This window comes from Syntrophomonas erecta subsp. sporosyntropha, assembly GCF_055395365.1.
Genome location: NZ_AP042459.1, coordinates 2,169,326 through 2,188,801, shown reverse-complemented (window position 1 = coordinate 2,188,801; position 19,476 = coordinate 2,169,326). Strand labels below are relative to the sequence as shown.

Genomic DNA, 19,476 nt, shown 5'->3' with positions numbered 1-19,476 from the left:
CCATGCCAGCTCCGAAAAAGAGTAAAAAAAATAGCCTGGCGGTTAAGCCAAGGCTGTTTTAAAAAACCGATTTATATTTACTTATGCCGTTAATTTGGCCTATTAAGCATCCTTTTGTACTTATCCCCATTTTCATCCATTATAAATAACACTAAAAAAATCCTCGGGTTTTAAACCTGATTTTGTACCCATATTGTTACATCAGTGTTGCAATAATACCATAATTGTAACTATCATGTTACAATTATTCGTCGGCCTGAAGAACCATTTCCCGGGCATGCTGCAGGGTAATCTCCGAAAAAAGCTCCCCTCCAAGCATGCGGGCTATCTCCCGGATATGTTCTTCTCCAGCCAGTAAACGCACCCCGGTAAAGGTTTGTCCATTTTTTATAGACTTTTCTATTAGATAATGATGATCCGCATAACTGGCCACCTGAGGTGCATGGGTCACCAGAATAATCTGATGACTAACGGAGAATTCCTTAAGTTTTATAGCCATAGCCGCCAGGGCACTTCCCCCTACTCCCACATCAATTTCATCAAAAATTAAAGTAGGAACATGGTATACCTGTGCCAGGGCTTTTTTCAGAGCCAGAACAAAACGAGAAATTTCTCCCCCAGAAGCTACCCGGGCCAGGGGCTGCATTTCCTCCCCCGGGTTAGGTGAAAACAGGAAATCAATCTGGTCTAATCCTGCTGGCCCGGGTTTACTTCGGGTATCTATACTAACCATAAACTGTATATGGGGCATATGCAATTCCTGAAGCTCCTTATGAACCATCTGCTCCAGCAACTGCGCCCCTTCCTTCCGGGCTTCGGTAAGATAATTAGCCTCTTTATGATATATTTTTGATAGTTGGTCAACTTCCTGTTCCAACTGCTCTTTTTGCAATCCTCCCGCCTGTAATTCTTCCAGTTCACTCCGGGCCTCATTTAAATAAGCGAGTATTTCTTCCACATTATTTCCGTATTTTGATTTAAGTCTCTCAATTTCATGTAAGCGACCTTCTACTTCATCTAATAACCCCGGATCAAAATCAAGACCATCAAGATAGGGAGAAATTTGAGCGGCCATATCTTCTAAACGATAGTACATCTCTTCCAGGGGTTTTACCAGCCCCTGAAAAAAAGATTCTGATTGTAAACTTCTAACCGTATCCAGAGCCATAGCAATCTGATCATAGGCACTATTAACATGATCAGACCGGTACAACAGGGAGAGTAGTTTTTGCCCCCCCGCCAAAAGCTGGGCTGCATTACTAATTCGCCCCCGCAGTTCCTGCAGTTCCTCTTCTTCCCCGGCCTTTAACCCGGCCTCTTCCAGTTCCTTAATTTGATAGGATAAAAAATCAATCCGTTGAGCCTGGTGATTTTGGGATGATTGAAGTTGATCTAATTTTTGTTGAGCACTACGCCAACGGTTATAGAGATCTTTTACCTTACCTAATCGTTCTTCCGTTTGCACATTAAAACTATCCACATATTGTAAATACCGTTCCGGTTTTAAAACCTGCAGTTGATCATGCTGAACATGGAGATCGACCAGATTAGTCATTAAGATCTTTAAGCTGCTAATTGGTAGGTTGCGACCATTAATTCGGGCTGAACTTCTCCCACTAGGCAAAACCTCACGACTAATAATAAGAGTAGTTTCCTCTGCCCCCAGCAGACCTTTCTCAATCAAAAAAAGACACATTTCCTCATAACCGTGAATATCAAATACTGCCTCTATTACGGTCTTGCGACTGCTATCCCGTATGTATTCGCTTTTCATACGATCGCCCATTATTAATCCTAGAGCATCGATAATGATGGACTTGCCTGCCCCGGTCTCACCAGTTAGAACGTTTAGGCCCGGCCCAAGCTCCAGGCGCAGATCATCAATAAGCACGAAATTTTGGATAAAAATCTCAACTAGCACGATCCTCAACCCCATTTATTAGGATATCAGCTCTCTAAACTCCTCTAAAACATCCTGGACTGCTTGTTTTGTTTTAACTGCTACAAAAATAGTATCATCCCCGGCTACTGTTCCCAATATGCTAAGCCATTCTGAAGTATCTATAACTGAAGCCACCGCTTGAGCCCCGCCGGGTAAGGTCTTTATCACAATCAAATTCTCACTAAAGTCCATGGACATTACATTATCCCTGAACACCCTTTTCATACGCTCCCGGGAACGAGATAAAGTAGTAGCATCCGGCAATGCGTAATGATAACCCTGATCATCAGGAACCTTAATCAGGTGTAATTCCTTAATATCCCGCGATACGGTAGCCTGGGTCACATCAAAGCCACTAGTACGCAGTGCTTCGCAAAGCTCCTCCTGGGTAGCCACACGCTGGTTGGCTATAATATCCATAATCATAAAATGTCGGCGCGATTTCATACCCTACCTCCACCCAGTTTTTTTATTATTAATAACCTCGGGGGATAGTTTTTTTGATTAACAAAGTGCATTGATACTACCTCAAACTCCTGCTGGGACAGACTCTGTAAATATTCTTCTACTAAAACCATTTCTTCCCTTCCTGCCTGGTAACCAGGATAAGTGACTACTGTTATTATTCCACCCTCCAGGAGCCTGTTTATACATATATTAAGGGCCTGTATAGTTTCCTTGGGTTGGGTAGTGATGGCATGATTGCCCCCCGGCAGGTAACCTAAGTTAAACATACAGGCTCGAACCGGGGTATCCAGATGAAGGGCTATATCGGTATGATTGCATTGAATTAATTTTACCCGGGATAGAACTCCGTGCCGTAATAAGCGCTGACGAGTATTGGTGATGGCTAATTCCTGAATATCAAAAGCAAATACCCGACCTTGCCCACCTACCAGACCGGCCAAAAACAAGGTATCGTTTCCATTACCACAGGTAGCATCAACCACCATATCCCCATTCTGTACTATTGGTTCAATCATCAGGTGAGATAAATTGACTGCATTCTTAAAACCCTTACTGCCTAAAACAACCCTTCACTCCTTCTCAGCCGGGCATCAATATTACTGAAAAATGAGTTTTGTTTTAAATTAACCAACTTAAACTTATACGGGGCCCGGGTTATCCTAACACTCTGATTCGCTTCCAACGGGTATTTCACCTGGCCATCCAGGCATATAATACTCTCACAACAGTCCTTTAAACGAAGAACAATATCCTGGTCAGGCTTTATTACCAAGGGGCGTTTACTGATAATATGTGAGGCAATGGGAGTAATTATAATAGCCTCCAGATCAGGATCAACAATGGGTCCCCCCGATGACAGGGAATAAGCAGTAGAGCCGGTAGGTGTAGCTATAATAATACCGTCCCCCCGGAAAATTCCCGCTGATTCTCCGGCAATATCTATATCAAAACTCATCATCCGCGGGGTCGTGCTCCTAAGAACCACTTCATTTAAACAAATCCCCTGGACTGCCCCAAGACCATTATTATAAATATCTACCGCCAGCATTAGCCTTTCCTCTAAACCATACTGCTCCCCCAGGAATTGGTCGATATATTGATCCAACTCATAAACCTCTATACTGCTAAGAAACCCTACCGTACCCATGTTTACACCTAATACAGGTACTTCCAGGCGTGCATAATTACGGGCCGCCCTTAATATGGTTCCGTCTCCCCCCACTACGATGACCCGGTCAAAATACCTGTCATGGTATTCATGACTATTTTTCCCGTCATCTATCTCCACTTTAAGTCCCCGGGTTTTAAGCCTTTCAACTATCTGTTGTCCTACCGTAGTGGTTTCTTTTTTGTATCGGTTGGTCACCAGGAGAACCTTCACCTTTTTTACCCTCCCAGCTGATTGTGAGCTTTTGTTACGACCTTTTGCACTACCTTTTCGATATTATCCAGGGGCTCTTCATCTTTTCTTAAAAGAATAAAAAACTCTATATTACCCTGGGGCCCGGTGATTGGAGAAAAGGTAACTCCCCTGCAATTCAGACCCTCTTTTTGCGCAATATCAATGCTGTCCAAAAGTACCTGTTCATGTACCTGCTGGTCCCGGACGACTCCTTTTTTGCCTACCTTATCTTTACCTGCTTCAAATTGTGGTTTAATAAGGGATATAACGCAGGCATCCGGCTTCATAAACTGTTTGACTACTGGGAAGACAAGGCGGGTAGAAATAAAAGAAACATCAATAGTTATAATATCCACCTTTTCAGGCAGGTCTTCCTGAGTTAAATAGCGAATATTGGTACGCTCCATATTTATAACCCGGGGATTCTGACGTAGACTCCAGTCTAACTGACCATATCCGACATCTATAGCATATACCCGGTTTGCCCCCTGCTGCAAGGCACAATCAGTATACCCTCCAGTAGATGCACCCACATCCATAACTACCTGGCCGGTAAAATCTACCTGAAAATCAACCCGGGCCTTTTCCAGTTTTATTCCTCCCCGGCTAACATAACGTGGAGTCGAGCTGTGTATGTCAATACTAACCCTTTCATCAACCGGAGTACCAGGTTTATCTACCCGGACTCCATTTACCATAACTTCCCCGGCCAATACCATAGCCCGGGCTTTCTCCCGGCTGGGAGCTAATCCACGCGAATAAACCAGTATATCTACCCTAACTTTTGCCAATATTTAATAACCCCCAGCCCCTTTTTTTGTGAACCAGTTCCGGCCAGCGGCTAACCACTGCCTCTAAAATCGATGCGGGATTCATATTTAAATATTCAAACAATAAATCAACTTTACCATGATCAACAAATTCATCGGGAATACCTATACGCAAAACATCCACATTAATACCATGGTCTTGTAAGGTTTCAACAATAGCACTTCCAAAACCACCTGGCAGGGTATTATCCTCTATAGTAACCAAGCGATGATTTCGTAGAGCCAGGCGGCATATCATTCCTATATCAAGAGGTTTTACAAACCTGGCATTAATTAGAGATACCGATATACCTTCCTGTTCCAATAAATTGGCTACATCACAGGCGATAGAAACACCCCGACCTACTGCTATAATCCCCAGGTCTTCACCCTCTTTAATACTAATTCCCTGTCCTATCTCTAATCTGGTCCTCTGGTCAGATACAGGAACTCCCTCACCAGCTCCCCGGGGGTAACGTATAGCTACTGGTCCATCTATATTAAAAGATGTATAAAGCATATCAGCCAGTTCATTTTCATCAGATGGGGCCATAACTGTCATATGTGGTACGGAACGTAAATAAGATAAATCAAAAACTCCATGATGGGTGGGACCATCATCACCTACCAGACCGGCCCTATCCACGGCAAATACTACCGGTAGTTTCTGTAAGGCTACATCATGGACAATTTGATCGTAAGCGCGCTGCAGAAAGGTTGAATATATGGCGATCACCGGCCGCAGGCCTTCCCGGGCCATTCCCGCCGCCATAGTTACAGCATGCTGCTCACATATACCTACATCAAAAAACCTTTCCGGGAATTGCCGGGCAAACTTGTTCAATCCAGTTCCTGCCGCCATAGCTGCAGTAATAGCCACGATCCGCTTATCCTCCCGGGCCAGTTTTTCCAGGGACTCACCGAAGACCTCAGTGTAGGTTTTTACAGCTTTTTTTACTGGTTGACCCGTATGAATATCAAACGGCCCTACTCCATGAAACAGATCGGGGTTTTTACGGGCCGGTTCATAACCTCTGCCCTTCTGCGTAATGGCATGCACCAATACCGGGCCCTTCATACGACGGGTATTAGTCAAAACCGTAATCAGCTCGTCCAGATTATGTCCATTTACGGGACCAATATAGGTAAATCCCAATTCCTCAAAAATAAGTCCGGGAACCATTAAATATTTTACCATACCTTTAAATCGCCCGGCTGCCCGGGCTAGATTAGGTCCGATACCAGGGATTCGGTTCAGAGCTCCCTCGATTTCCTCTTTGGTACGGGAATAGGAAGGATCAGTACGGAGGCGATTTAAATAACCGGATAAGGCACCTACATTACGGGAAATAGACATTTCGTTATCGTTTAGAACCACGATCATATCCCGTCCTTCATGTCCGGCATGATTAAGGGCTTCAAAAGCCATACCACCAGTAAGAGCTCCATCCCCAATAACGGCTATTACAGAATTATCTTCCTGTTTGAGGTCACGGGCCAAAGCTAGTCCCAAAGCCGCAGATATGGAGGTACTGCTATGCCCGGTATTAAACGCATCATGAGGTGATTCTTCCCCTTTAGGGAAGCCACTCATTCCCCCATATTGCCTGAGGCTGTGCATAGCCCCCCGTCTACCAGTTAAAATCTTATGTACATAACTTTGATGGCCCACATCCCATATAATCTTATCTACCGGAGTAGAAAAGACATAATGCAGGGCCAGGGTAAGCTCTACCACTCCCAAATTAGCAGCCAGGTGTCCGCCACATTGGGAAACACTTTCCACTAGAAGCTGTCTGACCTCATCCGCCACCTGGTGTAGTTTACTTCTATCGAGATCTTTCAAATCCTGCGGGTTATTAATATTGTCAAGTAATTGCCCCACTAAGCTCACCTTCTATTATTAAACAACTCCACCCCGGTCAGGCTTTCCCACCAGGCCATAACTACTGCTACCCGAAAAATAATACTATTGGCATGCTCAACTGCCAGGCCTTTCCCCAATGCCTTACCCCCCACCGTCAATGCAGCTATCAGGCTGGTCATCACAGCTCCCGATAATACCAAATCAAGAAACGAAAATATTCCTACCAGGCGGGCTACTATCACCGCTCCAATTGCACCACTTAAAGTTCCGGCAATATCTCCTATAACATCATTGCAAAGATTAGCTACCCGGCTGGCATTACGGGTTATTTTAACCGCCTGATTAGCTCCAAATATTTTTTTTGCCGCCCTGGCATTAAAAGGCGGCATCTGGGCGGCTGTTGCCGCTGTTCCTATAATATCAAAAAATATCCCCAAAAGGATAATTACCAACAAAAGAATGATAGCTATACCTACGCTATTGACTGCTCTGATCAGGGCTTCTGACCCCAGACTAACCAGCAGAGCAATAAAAAATGTAACAAAAGCTACCACCGCACCAGCTATAAAATTACTCTTCTTAATATGTTTGAACAAGAGGTAGACTTCCTCCTGGTAACAAAATCTAAAACAAAAAGCAGGTCTGGCAAAAGGTTATTTATTGAGTAAACGCTGCGACTTAGGTCCAGCAGGTTTTCCCAGTGGAACACCCAACTGTTGCCAGATGGGCGGTTTCCCTTTATGTCCACTTCATCCCGTTACCAGGTATGAGGCTGGATTACCACTTAGTACACACTTTAATCCCCAATAAATCGTGCCATACGACACACAGTCTAGGAGTTTTCCTCGACAACCCACATCAATTTCTAGCCTCTTTTGCAGTATACGGTTTCAGAGCAGATAACACTATCCTGGCCTGGATAATTGCTACCCTTTATGCTCATTCGCCGCAACCACTCAAGGCAGGCTACACTGCACCCAGCTTTAACCAAATGCAGGTTTTCTTATACCACCTAAGGGGCGGCATAAGCCTCCGCGGATGAGGGGACAGACTCCGCATGCCATTGCAGAATGCCCCTGCACCCTTAACTCCCAGCAACGACCCCTAACTGGGCGTCAAAAGCCGATACCAGAAGCTTCATCGATGTGCCCTTAACGGATTTTTAGGCCCGTCTTTGAAACTAATAGGGTTGACTAGAATACTGCAACCTTTTGCCAGCTATTTGCCTTTTTCAGTAAGTAATTATAACATATCAGAAAGCTATATGACCACCAGGCACTTTGCAATACTTATGCCTGTCACCGACTATTAAGAATAGTTTTTAAAATTACCTGGTCTATTTCATGGTTTTACTAATGCTCATTCATCTTAGCTATCTCTTTCCAGTGTAAACCGGGCCAGATTCCGTAAAAAGTCGGCCTTATTATCAAATACTGATAAAGATTCGAGACAGGCCTGAACACTTTTCCGGGCTAATGATTCTGCCTTTTCTATGCCAAACAAGGTAACATAAGTAGTCTTTCCGTTTCTGGCATCACTTCCCACTGGTTTACCAATCATTTGCTCATCACCACGTACATCCAGCAGGTCATCAGTTATTTGAAAAGCCAAACCAAAATGATAAGCATACTCGGTCAGAGCATCCAGATCACCCTTTTCCATACCACCCAGAAGGGCCCCGGTCCTTAAGGAGGCTAAAAATAATTGACCTGTCTTGAGACTGTGCAAAATTTTCAAGGTATCATAATCAATACTTTTTCCTTCCGATTCAAGGTCAACCACCTGACCGCCAATCATACCCCGGCTACCAGCTGCCTGTGCTACCTCAGTTATTACTTGTAATACTACCTGTGGTGCTACTCCCCGGGTAACACACCGGGCAATTAATTCAAATGCCGCCGTTAATAGTGCGTCCCCGGTTAAAATAGCCATATCCTCCCCAAACACTTTGTGACAGGTAGGTTTACCCCGGCGAAAATCATCATTATCCATAGCCGGAAGATCATCATGTACCAGGGAATAGGAATGAATCATTTCCATAGCACAAGCTGCAGGAACAACCTGTTCAGCCCGGTCACCTGCTAAGCGGGCTCCTTCCAGGACCATGATAGGACGCAGGCGTTTCCCCCCATTAAAAACAGCGTAGTGCATAGCCTGGTGAATTACCGGTGGATAGGCATCTTCCTTTTCCAGGTAATCTTTTAGACAGCTGTCGATATATTCTTTACGCCGCCCAATTTCACTTAAAAACAATTGTTTATCAAACTCCATTACTATTCACCTGCTTTACCTGTAAACCTAACATTAATAAAGTTATGTTACAGTAGTCTGAATACATAAAGACTACGGCTCCATGCTCCACCTGGGGTACACCAATCGCTGGTCGGACATGGAGGGACCAGGCCTACTCACATCCATGTCGCTGGCTTCTTCCGCTGCTATGCCTGCACCAGCTTCGCTTAACGTTACCCTCCATAGTTTTATGTATTCAAACAGTTGTCTTGGGGGGTTGGGCAGCGGAATCAACATGAATCATTCCTGATCAATTAGTTCCAAATCCCCATTTAAATTTTTAGTTAAGCGTTGGATTTTTCCCTCGGCTTGTTTTAACTGCTTTTGACAAGCCATTGATAAGGCGATACCCTTCTCATAAAGAGTAATAGATTCCTCTAAAGCCAGTTCGCCTGATTCCAACCGTTCAACTATTGCTTCCAATTGTTTAAGGGCTTCTTCAAATTTTAACTCTTCCATCGATAGACCTTCTCCTTATTAAGGACTTTAACCCGGATATCTGCATCAGTAAGCGCTACCGTAAGTTCATCCCCCAGGTCTACCTGGGAAGCACTACGGATAATACAATCTTCTTTATGGATGAGGGCATACCCTCTTTGCATAACCTTCAAAGGGCTAAGACGATCCAGATTAGCTACTGTATGGCTCAATGATTGCTCTTTTTCCCTAAAATGTAATAAAGCTGCCTGGTTTAATCTTTTTTCGAGATAGCCAGCCTCTTCCTGGCGAACCTTTAACATCGTGGCCGGCTGTCTCCAAATCCGGTTCATCATCACCCGATCCAGGCACTCACTTTCATAATTTAGTTTCTTTTCCATAGACCGGCTGAGACGTCGTTTATAGCGGTCTAATTCTTTTTTAAGATAGGTGATTTCCGGTACAGCCAGTTGGGCTGCCTGGGTAGGAGTAGCCGCCCGTAGATCGGCTACCAGATCTGCCAGAGTAAAATCAACTTCATGACCTACTGCCGAAATAACCGGTATGGTTGATTCAAAAATGGCCTTTACCACCTCTTCACTGTTAAAAGCCATTAAATCCTCAAATGAACCCCCACCACGACCTACAATTATTACATCCATATCCCCATAAGCATTTAACATACGAAGTGCCTCAGCAATTTCCCCGGGGGCCTCTGGTCCCTGTACAGAGCTATGGGCCAGGATAATATCAACACTAGGATGACGCAGCCGTAAAACCCGTATAATATCCCGTAAAGCAGCCCCATCTGCTGAAGTAACAATTCCTACCCGGTGGGTTATGCTGGGAATAGGTTTTTTAATTTCCGGGTTAAAATACCCCTTACTTTCCAGTCTTTTTTTAAGTTTTTCCAGGTATAGATAAAATCCGCCCTGGCCGTAAGGCTGCATTTCTTCCACATAAAGCTGGTATTTACCCTGCCGGGCAAAAACCGCTACATATCCCCTTACCAGAACTTCCATTCCGTCTTCCGGCATAAATTGAAGCTGCCGGGCCCGGCTTTTGAACATAACCGCACTGATACAAGTATCTCTATCTTTTAGGGTGAAATAGAGATGACCGGATTGCTTATACAATTTAAAACCGGATATTTCCCCCTGTAACCAGAAATCACTTAAAAGCCGATCTCCTTCTATAAGGGCACTTATATATTCAGTTAACTCAGTTACAGTCATACATTCATTAATCACGTATTATTTAACTCCTGTTAGGCAAACCTAATCTTCTTCGATCTGCCAGCGAACTGCATCAATGGTATTTTTCATAAGATAAGCTACCGTTAATGCTCCTACGCCTCCTGGTACCGGAGTTATAAATGAAGCCTTCTCCAGGGCACCATCAAATTCCACATCACCTACGATTTTATCTTCTATTGCGTTGATACCGGCATCAATAACAATAGCCCCTTCACGGATCCAGTCTCCTTTAATCAGTTCTGGCTGTCCGGCAGCAACTACTAGTATTTCCGCCCCGCGAATATGTTTTTCCAAATGACCCCGTTCAGTAGTAGCATAATGACATACTGTCACCGTAGCCTCTTCTTTTAGCAGCATAATTGCAGTTGGTTTACCTACTATATCACTTTGTCCTACTATAGTAACCTCTTTACCGCGAAGATCAACCCCTGTAGACTTAATCATAGCCACAATAGCCTGAGCAGTACAGGGAATGAGCCCGGGGACACCTAAAAACAAACGCCCTAGATTATGGGGAGTAACCCCTTCCACATCCTTTTTACTTTCCATACCCCATTGCACGACCCGGGCATCAATATGCGCCGGCAACGGGACATGTAATATCATACCATGTATGTAAGGATCACGGTTTAACCCACGAAGAATATTCATTAACCGCTGCTGGGAAGTAGCCCCGGATAACTGCACCGATTCGTAATTAATCCCTACTAATTCTGCCGTACGCCGCTGTGACTGGTGATATACCTTGGAAGCCGGATCATCACCTACTTCTACTGTCATAAGCAAAGGGGATATATTTTTCTCGTTAAGGGCTTTAACTCCTTCGGCCACCTCATTTAACACCTTATCTACCAACGGTTTTCCGTATAAAATACTGGCTTTTACCAAACAAATCCTACCTCCATTCACAAAATTAAATGGTAATGGGATAACCGTTGGGGGAACGGGGAAATGGTTCTTAAACCATCTTCCCGTTCTCCCAACGGTTACCCCTATTCAGGCTCCACATGCTTTCTCTCTTGATGTAGGGCAGCAGCCAACATAGCAACTCCCACAGCATTGTCGGTGCTAAAGATTGGATCGGTAAAATAGAGGTGCATTCCTACCGCTGGATGCTCGAGACGTTCCCTTAAACGCTTCCTGATAATGCTATTAGCCATAACTCCTCCCACCAATAGCACATCTTTGACCCCTCTTTTTTTACTTACCCGCAGTAAACTTTTTTCCAGGGTATTAGCAATTACCCTCAGTACTGATGAGGCAATATCTGCTTTATTTATACCCTGCTGTACTAACTGTAAAGCCCGGGTCTCCGCCCCGGAAAAGGAAAATCCCCGGGAATTAACCGAGGAAGGGATAAGGTTTTGCTGTGGACTAGTAACTTGGAGAGCCAGTTTTTCCAGAGACTGCCCAGCAGGAAAAGGCAGCCCCAATGCAACACCTACCCGGTCTACTAATTGTCCGGCATGTAAATCAGTTCCGGAAAAATCATTAGCAATAGCATAATAAGAATTCTTACCCCTTGTAACGTAAAGAATATCTGAAGTACCCCCGGAAAAATGCACTGCCAAGAATACCGGCTTATCCAGTAGTTCTTTATTCCCTTGCATACCAGCCATAATATGACCTTCTTGATGACTGACCTGGTAGAGAGAAATACCCGCCGAATAACTCAGACTGCGGGCCTGTGATAAACCTGCTAAAAAAACCGGCATATAACTATCCTCGCTATTGCGGGGAGCAGCACTTGCAGCTATAGCCCTAACCTGCTTAAACTGTTCCGGGCTAAGGCGGGAGAAAAGCCGGGGTAGGTTTTTTATATGCTGAAAAAGGGCCTCAGATTGGCGTAGTCCCCTAGCCCCACTTCTTACTTCCAGGACTAAGCGTTCATCCCTTACCAGGCCAGATTGATCATCGACCAGAGCCAGGGAAGTAGTATAAGCACTAGTATCAATACCCAGGTAAAATGTCACTAATTATCTCTCCAAACACGGTCCAGTATGGCATTAATAAATCCCCCGGAACTATCCTCTCCATATTGTTTAGCTATTTCGATAGCTTCATTTATCGCTACGACCGGTTCACTATTTATAATATACAGCAATTCACATATGGCCAATCGCATAATATTTCGATCTACTGATGACATACGCTCTATGGACCAGTCCCTGGCAAAGCGGGAAATCCGGGCATCAATATTCTCCAGGTTGCTCAGGGTTTTTTCAATTAACTCCCAGGAAAACACTCGATCCTTTTCCGGCAAATCGTTTTCTTTCAATAAATACCTAAAAGCGTCCCGGGGCTCTGCATTAACCTGATCAACTTGAAAAACCACCTTAAAAGCACATTCTCTGGCTTTTCGTCTGCTCATTATTTACCTCACATAATACAAATTAAAATTCTGTTTATTAGTTTTTATATATTTAAGGTTGCCTATCCTTAAACATCTCTTTCAGCCAGTTATCAAAGCTCTTTTTTTCATCAAGCTGCTTGCCTATAAAGTAGCCGACCCCTATACAAAACATAATAAATAAGGTTTTCCAGAATCCATAAGAAATAACAAGAATACTGGCGATTAATCCTAATAAAATACCAATAGCCTTACCCCGGTTTTCATTCAAAATGAGCCACAATAGTTTTTCCCACATAATGACGCCCCCTTTAAACACCGGTGGTTTTGCCTGTACCGACAAACTCATCAACCAGTACTCTTACCTCGTACACCTTAAGTCCACCTATATTTTCCAGCTGTTCTTTAACTACCACCTGTATTTTCTGACTTGTCTCGGGAATACTATAGTCCGGGTTAAGCATAGTATGCATATAAACAACTAATCCTTCTTCATGGTCGGTGTTAACTACCGGTCTTATTTCTTTAACCCCTTCTACCTTTCTGATCCCTTTCATAATAATTGCTTTAATAGCCGGAATGGTTATAGATACCAGGCCATCAACCCCATTATTAACCACTACTGTTTTAGGTTTGGGCTCTCCTTTTAAGGAGGCAATCAGCCCCCATATGGTAAGGATCAGGATAGCCGCCGCTATTATACCAACCGCAATTCGGTTTTGAGTAGTAGCCATCATCATATTTATGTATTTGAGTGGTTCGGGCCTGCCCAGGGTAACTGCCAGTACAACTCCGGCCAAAAGGAGAAGAACCAGGTTGTAAATAAACATCAGCAATCGCCATATTGTTTTCATGCACTTGCCCTCCTTTTATTCTGAAAAACCTATTTTCTAACCTAACTAGATAACCCCCTGTGATTACGCAGGGGGTTGTTATCTTACCTATTTGTAATGGCCCTTATTCTACATTCTCAGCATCAGCCGCCATCTCATTTTTACCATTTTCAGTCTTGTTCATCTGCACGGAAACAATATGAATATTAATTGCTGTAACAGTAAGACCTGTCATGACCTCTACTGCTGTTTTAACTTCTTTTTGCACATTTTCCGCAACTTCCGGAATAGGATAACCAAACTCTACCACTAGAAAAATATCAATTTTGGTTTCCTCTTCAACTACTTCAACCTTAATACCTTTACCAAAATTTTTCCGGCCCAGTTTTTCTGCTAAATCAGTACCCCAGCCACCACTCAAATTCGCTACCCCTTCAACTTCGATAGCTGCTAAGCCGGCTACTGTAGATACAACTTCATCCGCAATTCTAATAGCACCCATTTCGGTAGTAATTTCAGGTTTTTGCATCTCCATACCTATCACCTCCAGCTTATTGCCTTTTTAGCTATTTTACTAGGCTTTATCATAATTATCAAATATTGCTTCTAAATAATAAAGTACTATACTCAAGTATTCCCAAAAGTTAGTTTTTAAAATCTTACTCATCTACCACGATAACCAGAATTACACTTTAAAATTCATTATTCATGCGGCGCTGAATAAAATTGGTGTAAACTTCTCCTTTTTGGAAAAAGGCATTATCCAGTACTTTAAGATGAAAAGGTATAGTTGTAGTTAAATTTTCGATGATAAACTCGTTCAGGGCCCGGCGCATTCGACTTATCGCTTCGGGGCGGTCATTACCCCAGGCAACCAGTTTAGCCACCATAGAATCATAGTAAGGTGAAATAGTATAATTAGGGTAAACTGAAGAATCCACCCGGATCCCAGGTCCGCCTGGAATCAGATACTGACCTACTGTACCAGGAGCAGGACGAAAATCATTAAGGGGATCTTCTGCATTAATCCGGCACTCAATCGCCCACCCATTAATTTTCACATCTTCCTGACGATAAGTTAGTTTCTCGCCAGCAGCAATGCGAATCTGTTCTTTTACAATGTCGATCCCCGTCACCATTTCCGTAATCGGGTGTTCAACCTGCACCCGGGTATTCATTTCGATAAAATAAAAATTGTAATTTTTGTCCACCAAAAATTCTATAGTTCCTGCACTATAATAGTTGGCCGCCCGGGCTGCTTCTACTGCTATGCTTCCCATGCGATGCCGCAAATCCTCATCCAGCAGACTAGAAGGCGCTTCTTCCAAGAGTTTTTGGTTACGCCGCTGTAGTGAACAATCCCTCTCGGTTAGGTGAATAATATTTCCTGACTCATCTCCCAGAATCTGAAATTCAATATGACGCGGTTCCTCAATATATTTTTCCAGATAAATCTCTTCATTGCCAAAAGCTGCCCCAGCTTCCATACGGGCAGTATCAATGGCCTCTCTTAAGGACACCTTATTATGAGCTAACCTCATACCCCGGCCCCCGCCGCCTGCTGATGCCTTAATCATTACCGGATAGCCGATACTATCTGCTACCCGCACTGCCTCGTTAAAACTGGTAACCGCACCATCACTACCAGGTACCAAAGGTACCCCGGCGGCTTTTACCAGTTCCCGGGCTTTAACCTTATCCCCCATAAGTTCAATAACCTGGGGATCAGGACCGATAAACTTAATTCCATTAGTTTCACATAACTCAGCAAAATATGCATTTTCCGCTAAAAACCCATAGCCGGGATGAATAGCTTCAGCTCTAGTATTATTAGCGGCAGCAATAATATTAGGTATATTAAGATAACTCTGCTTAGCCGGTGCCCCGCCAATACATACCGCCTGGTCAGCCAGCTTTACATGCAGGCTATCCCGGTCAGCTACAGAAAACACCGCTACCGTTTCTATTCCTAATTCCTTGCAGGCACGGATGATGCGCACTGCAATTTCGCCTCTATTCGCTACCAATATCCTGGAAAACAAGGTATCACCTCTACTCGCTTTCAATAAGGAACATAACCTGGCCGAATTCAATCGCCTGAGCATTATCAACCAGTATATCCACTATAGTGCCTGCTACTTCAGATTTAATTTCATTCATTAATTTCATAGCCTCTAAAATGCACAAGGTTTGCCCGACCTGCACCTGGTCACCTACGCGAACATAGGGTGGCGAATCAGGAGAAGGTGCTGCATAAAAGGTACCTACCATAGGAGCAATAACTTCTACGATATTTTCGGAATTAGCAGGCCCTTCTTCCGGTTCGGCCGGACGAGAAGTAAGGTCTAATGCTGGTGATGTAGTAGCAGCACCAGAACAACCGGCTTTTTTCAGGCTTAACCGGTAATCATTCTTTTGTACTTCCAGTTCAGCAATATTGGTCTGATCCAACAAAAGCATTAATTCTCTTATTTCATCAATATTCATTTCTTCATCAACTCCCCTGGGGCCAGGCCTTTTTTTAACCCCAACTGGGTTCTTAACTACCTGGCTTTCTTCATCAACTAGATCCCCCCCTAGTTCATCCTGGGATTGAATTTGGGTTAGATCTTCTGTTCCCCGGTTCTTACGGTATTCAAAAAACTTCAGAGCTACCTGCGGGAACAGGGCATAAGTTAAAATATCTTCCTCGCTCTCGGCTAATCCGGCTACTTCCTGCCGCGCTTTCTCTAAACCCGGTTCCAAAAGATCAGCCGGGCGTATGGTGATTACTTCTTCATCACCAATGATTTTTTGCTTGATTTCCTCCTTTATGCACTGGGGAGGCTTACCGTAAAAACCCCGCACATAGTCTTTAACCTCGCCGGGGCACATTTTATAGCGTTCTCCCATCAACACATTTAAAACTGCTTGAATGCCTATTATCTGGCTGGTTGGAGTAACCAGGGGCGGATAGCCCATATCTTCTCTCACCCGGGGTATTTCCGCCAGGACCTCATCAATTCGATCCCAGGCTTTCTGCTCCTCTAATTGAGAAAGAAGATTAGATATCATTCCCCCGGGTACCTGGTGTTCAAAAACCTTCATATCAGCAATACGGGTTACACCCCGCTCGAATCCCTTATGTTTACGTATTTTCTCAAAATGGTTAGCAATTTCAAACAGCTTATGCAAAGCTAGGCCCGAATCCCAGGGAGAATTCTGGAGAGCACGTACAATCGTCTCCACCGGGGGCTGGGAAGAACCAAAAGCCATAGGAACACTGGCTGTATCGATGATATCCACCCCGGCTTCAACTGCCTTAATCAAAGCAGCAATAGCCAAACCACCGATATAATGAGTGTGAAGCTGGATAGGAACATCCAGGTTTTCTTTCAGAGCTTTAACCAGCTCATATGATGCATAGGGAGATAGTAGTCCCGCCATATCTTTTATGCAGATGGAATCTGCTCCCATGTCTCTCAGGCGTAAAGCTGTATCCACAAAATGCTGCATGGAATGAACCGGACTAATCGTATACACAACACAAGGCTGAGCATGTTTTCCGGTTTCTTTGATAGCTTTCATAGATGCCTCTAAATTTCTAATATCGTTAAGCGCATCAAAAACCCGAAAAATATCAATACCATTTTCAGCCGATTTCTCTACGAATTTATATACTACATCATCCGGATAGTGAGTATATCCTACCAGAGACTGTCCTCTCAGCAACATCTGTAATTTCGTTTTCTTAATGTTTTTACGGATTATCCGCAGGCGTTCCCACGGATCCTCATTCAAATAGCGGATACAAACATCAAAAGTTGCTCCTCCCCATACCTCCAGTGAGTGGTAACCCACATTATCCAATTTATCGAGTACAGGCAGCATGTCTTCAGTAGTCATCCGCGTTGCCCAAAGGCTCTGGTGCCCATCCCGCAAGCTGGTGTCAGTAATTTTAATCCTATTCATAAGTAACCTCCCACAATGGAACGATGTTGCTCCCGAATATATTATGTTTATTTCCATATATAAATAGACTCAGGCCGTAGGCCTGAGCATCTATTGCTTTACAAGCTAACTATTTTAATTATAAAAAATTTTCACATACGAATGCAATGCCTTAAATTATGTATACAGTGGACATTTAATCTTCCGGCTCACGGGCAATTATACAAATCTTATCCGGATTGGCTTCAGTTGCCTGGCTTACCAGATCCCGCAACTCCTTTTCCCTATCCAGACGCAAAGGGTCAGCCCCCACAACTACCGTAATAATATCGGGCTGGATAATCATAACACACTCCTCGAAACCTTTAGATTTAACCAGAGCTTCTGTTTTCATTTCCCTCTCCATGTCATTGGAGATTTGTACCAGCCGGAGAGAAGCAGCCTCACGGGCTTCTTTCTCAATGTTCTTATTATCTATTATATTGCGCAACATTTCAATCTGTTTACCACGAATTCGTTCTCTTTCCATACGGTATTCGGCGAAAAAATCATCCTTTTTTCCGGACACGGCACTATTTCCAGGGGGAGAAACATTTTCACCGATTACCCTATCCTCGCCTTTCTCGAGATTGTCTGGCGATGTTTTATGGTTGCAACCCCGTAAATATCCGCCTATGCCAACGAATACTACTAGCAATACTGCGACCGCCAGCAATCTTCTGATATTTAAAACCATAATCAGCTTCCCTCCTTCCTGGGCAGGACCCGAACTTTGTGGGCAGATATATTTAAGAGAGTAGCCGTTGCCTCAGTTAAATTTTCCTTTACTTCCGGATTTCGCGCCCCATCAGCTACCACCAGTACCCCCAAAATATCAGGAATCTTTTCTTCAACCAGAAGGGGATTCCCGGCAGCAGCTGCTAAATCTAAAACCTGATTTTCTTCAGTAGTCTTTTTAGAGGTACGCCCATCACTTTCCTGGTTTATACGCCGCTCGGTACGAACATTAGTAGCATAAGTTTTCACCCCTTCGGAGGTAAGGGTTAAACTGACCTCCACCTTTCCAGCCCCATCAATTTGAGAAAGAATAGACTCTAGTTCAGAGGCCATACCCTGGGTAACCTTGCCAGTCTCAGCAGGCTGCGACTTAACTTTAGGAGGGGGGGGAGGGCTTTCCGTTTTGGTTACCGGCCAAATCAGGGCGAGAAGGCCCAGGCAGATTACTATTACCAAAGCATATTTTTTACCCCGGCTGCTATATAGAGAATTATTCCCCTCCTTATCTTTGTCTTTATTTCCTCTGATCCACTCATCCAACATTAACTAGCCCCCTTCAAATTCAATTTCTACAGGAATATTTCTTAATCCATACAGGTTATAAATAACCCTGCTGATTTTTTCCCTTATCTGTTCTTGCTCATCCTGACTAAAACCCTGATCACGGTCGGAAAAAACCTTTACCTTATCCCCCTTCTGCTCCACCTGGTAATCATTAGGCTGAACCAGCAAATATAGCTTTTCTATAGCACCATCTGCGCCAACTTTCACCTGGCATTCCACCTCCTTTACTCCTGGAACCAGCATAGCCACCGCACTGATCTGCCCTTGAAGTTTTTCCCGAATCATCTCATTATTTTTCTTGGTGATGTCCTCACTTACCCGTTGTCCCCCTTTGATAATCTTTTCTTCCTCTGCCTTATCAGGCTGGTAATCCCATAGTTTTAATTGAAAATCATGTTCCTCAAACAGGAAAGTCAACGCCGGATTTAATATAGCAATCAAAAGGAATAATCCTATTACAAATCTGACAAATGGCTTTAGCCCTCCATCAGGAAGCATTAGCTCCAGAAAACTAGCCACAATAATGATAACCAGTACATTACGAACAATTTCACTAAGTACCGCCATGC

Annotated in this window: 21 protein-coding genes; all 21 read right to left on the bottom strand. The window is 43.8% G+C overall.

Annotated elements, in window-relative coordinates:
• Nucleotides 1–244 precede the first annotated feature (244 nt).
• On the bottom strand, nt 245–1,921 hold the full coding sequence (recN, locus tag ACZ5Q0_RS10695) for a DNA repair protein RecN (protein ID WP_446817990.1): 1,677 nt from the start codon (nt 1,919–1,921) through the stop codon (nt 245–247).
• 18 nt (nt 1,922–1,939) lie between these two features.
• Nucleotides 1,940–2,389 carry an arginine repressor gene (gene argR / locus ACZ5Q0_RS10690; RefSeq protein ID WP_446817991.1) on the bottom strand — a complete coding sequence of 150 codons (450 nt, stop codon included), beginning with the start codon at nt 2,387–2,389 and terminating at the stop codon, nt 1,940–1,942.
• On the bottom strand, nt 2,386–2,925 hold the full coding sequence (mnmM, locus tag ACZ5Q0_RS10685; RefSeq protein WP_446817992.1) for a tRNA 5-(aminomethyl)-2-thiouridylate-methyltransferase MnmM: 540 nt from the start codon (nt 2,923–2,925) through the stop codon (nt 2,386–2,388). The genes argR and mnmM overlap by 4 nt, the downstream gene beginning before the upstream one ends.
• Nucleotides 2,926–2,966: 41 nt before the next feature.
• On the bottom strand, nt 2,967–3,791 hold the full coding sequence (locus tag ACZ5Q0_RS10680; protein WP_446817993.1) for an NAD(+)/NADH kinase: 825 nt from the start codon (nt 3,789–3,791) through the stop codon (nt 2,967–2,969).
• Between the two features lie 5 nt (nt 3,792–3,796).
• A complete protein-coding gene (locus tag ACZ5Q0_RS10675; RefSeq protein ID WP_446817994.1) occupies nt 3,797–4,603 on the bottom strand; it encodes a TlyA family RNA methyltransferase in 807 nt (268 codons plus the stop codon).
• Nucleotides 4,590–6,506 carry a 1-deoxy-D-xylulose-5-phosphate synthase gene (gene dxs, locus ACZ5Q0_RS10670; protein WP_446817996.1) on the bottom strand — a complete coding sequence of 639 codons (1,917 nt, stop codon included), beginning with the start codon at nt 6,504–6,506 and terminating at the stop codon, nt 4,590–4,592. Before dxs ends, ACZ5Q0_RS10675 begins: the two co-directional genes overlap by 14 nt.
• A gap of 5 nt (nt 6,507–6,511) precedes the next feature.
• Nucleotides 6,512–7,084 (bottom strand): hypothetical protein, encoded by a 573-nt coding sequence (locus ACZ5Q0_RS10665; protein ID WP_446817998.1) that lies wholly within the window; start codon nt 7,082–7,084, stop codon nt 6,512–6,514.
• A 772-nt stretch (nt 7,085–7,856) separates the two neighbouring features.
• A complete protein-coding gene (locus ACZ5Q0_RS10660) occupies nt 7,857–8,759 on the bottom strand; it encodes a polyprenyl synthetase family protein (RefSeq protein WP_446817999.1) in 903 nt (300 codons plus the stop codon).
• A gap of 261 nt (nt 8,760–9,020) precedes the next feature.
• Nucleotides 9,021–9,239: an exodeoxyribonuclease VII small subunit gene (gene xseB / locus ACZ5Q0_RS10655; RefSeq protein WP_446818000.1), complete on the bottom strand. Its 219-nt coding sequence runs from the start codon at nt 9,237–9,239 to the stop codon at nt 9,021–9,023.
• Entirely contained in the window at nt 9,227–10,447 is a 1,221-nt protein-coding gene (xseA, locus tag ACZ5Q0_RS10650; protein ID WP_446818001.1) for an exodeoxyribonuclease VII large subunit, read from the bottom strand. The genes xseB and xseA overlap by 13 nt, the downstream gene beginning before the upstream one ends.
• Before the next feature lie 27 nt (nt 10,448–10,474).
• Complete coding sequence (locus ACZ5Q0_RS10645) at nt 10,475–11,362, bottom strand: bifunctional 5,10-methylenetetrahydrofolate dehydrogenase/5,10-methenyltetrahydrofolate cyclohydrolase (protein WP_464827140.1); 888 nt, start codon at nt 11,360–11,362, stop codon at nt 10,475–10,477.
• 83 nt (nt 11,363–11,445) lie between these two features.
• Nucleotides 11,446–12,426, bottom strand: coding sequence for a Kae1-like domain-containing protein (locus tag ACZ5Q0_RS10640; protein ID WP_446818003.1), 981 nt, complete (start codon nt 12,424–12,426; stop codon nt 11,446–11,448).
• A complete protein-coding gene (gene nusB, locus ACZ5Q0_RS10635) occupies nt 12,426–12,824 on the bottom strand; it encodes a transcription antitermination factor NusB (protein WP_446818004.1) in 399 nt (132 codons plus the stop codon). The genes ACZ5Q0_RS10640 and nusB overlap by 1 nt, the downstream gene beginning before the upstream one ends.
• A gap of 52 nt (nt 12,825–12,876) precedes the next feature.
• Nucleotides 12,877–13,101, bottom strand: a complete 225-nt coding sequence (locus tag ACZ5Q0_RS10630) for a DUF2273 domain-containing protein (RefSeq protein WP_446818005.1) — start codon at nt 13,099–13,101, stop codon at nt 12,877–12,879.
• A gap of 13 nt (nt 13,102–13,114) precedes the next feature.
• Complete coding sequence (gene amaP / locus ACZ5Q0_RS10625) at nt 13,115–13,657, bottom strand: alkaline shock response membrane anchor protein AmaP (protein WP_446818006.1); 543 nt, start codon at nt 13,655–13,657, stop codon at nt 13,115–13,117.
• Nucleotides 13,658–13,760: 103 nt separating this feature from the next.
• Entirely contained in the window at nt 13,761–14,165 is a 405-nt protein-coding gene (locus ACZ5Q0_RS10620; RefSeq protein WP_446820767.1) for an Asp23/Gls24 family envelope stress response protein, read from the bottom strand.
• 163 nt (nt 14,166–14,328) lie between these two features.
• Nucleotides 14,329–15,678, bottom strand: a complete 1,350-nt coding sequence (gene accC / locus ACZ5Q0_RS10615) for an acetyl-CoA carboxylase biotin carboxylase subunit (protein WP_446820768.1) — start codon at nt 15,676–15,678, stop codon at nt 14,329–14,331.
• Nucleotides 15,679–15,688: 10 nt separating this feature from the next.
• Nucleotides 15,689–17,587 (bottom strand): acetyl-CoA carboxylase biotin carboxyl carrier protein, encoded by a 1,899-nt coding sequence (gene accB / locus ACZ5Q0_RS10610; protein ID WP_446818007.1) that lies wholly within the window; start codon nt 17,585–17,587, stop codon nt 15,689–15,691.
• 175 nt (nt 17,588–17,762) lie between these two features.
• A complete protein-coding gene (locus ACZ5Q0_RS10605; RefSeq protein ID WP_446818008.1) occupies nt 17,763–18,302 on the bottom strand; it encodes a SpoIIIAH-like family protein in 540 nt (179 codons plus the stop codon).
• Between the two features lie 2 nt (nt 18,303–18,304).
• Entirely contained in the window at nt 18,305–18,886 is a 582-nt protein-coding gene (locus ACZ5Q0_RS10600; protein WP_446818009.1) for a hypothetical protein, read from the bottom strand.
• A 3-nt stretch (nt 18,887–18,889) separates the two neighbouring features.
• Nucleotides 18,890–19,474, bottom strand: a complete 585-nt coding sequence (spoIIIAF, locus tag ACZ5Q0_RS10595) for a stage III sporulation protein AF (RefSeq protein ID WP_446818010.1) — start codon at nt 19,472–19,474, stop codon at nt 18,890–18,892.
• Between the last annotated feature and the right edge of the window lie 2 nt (nt 19,475–19,476).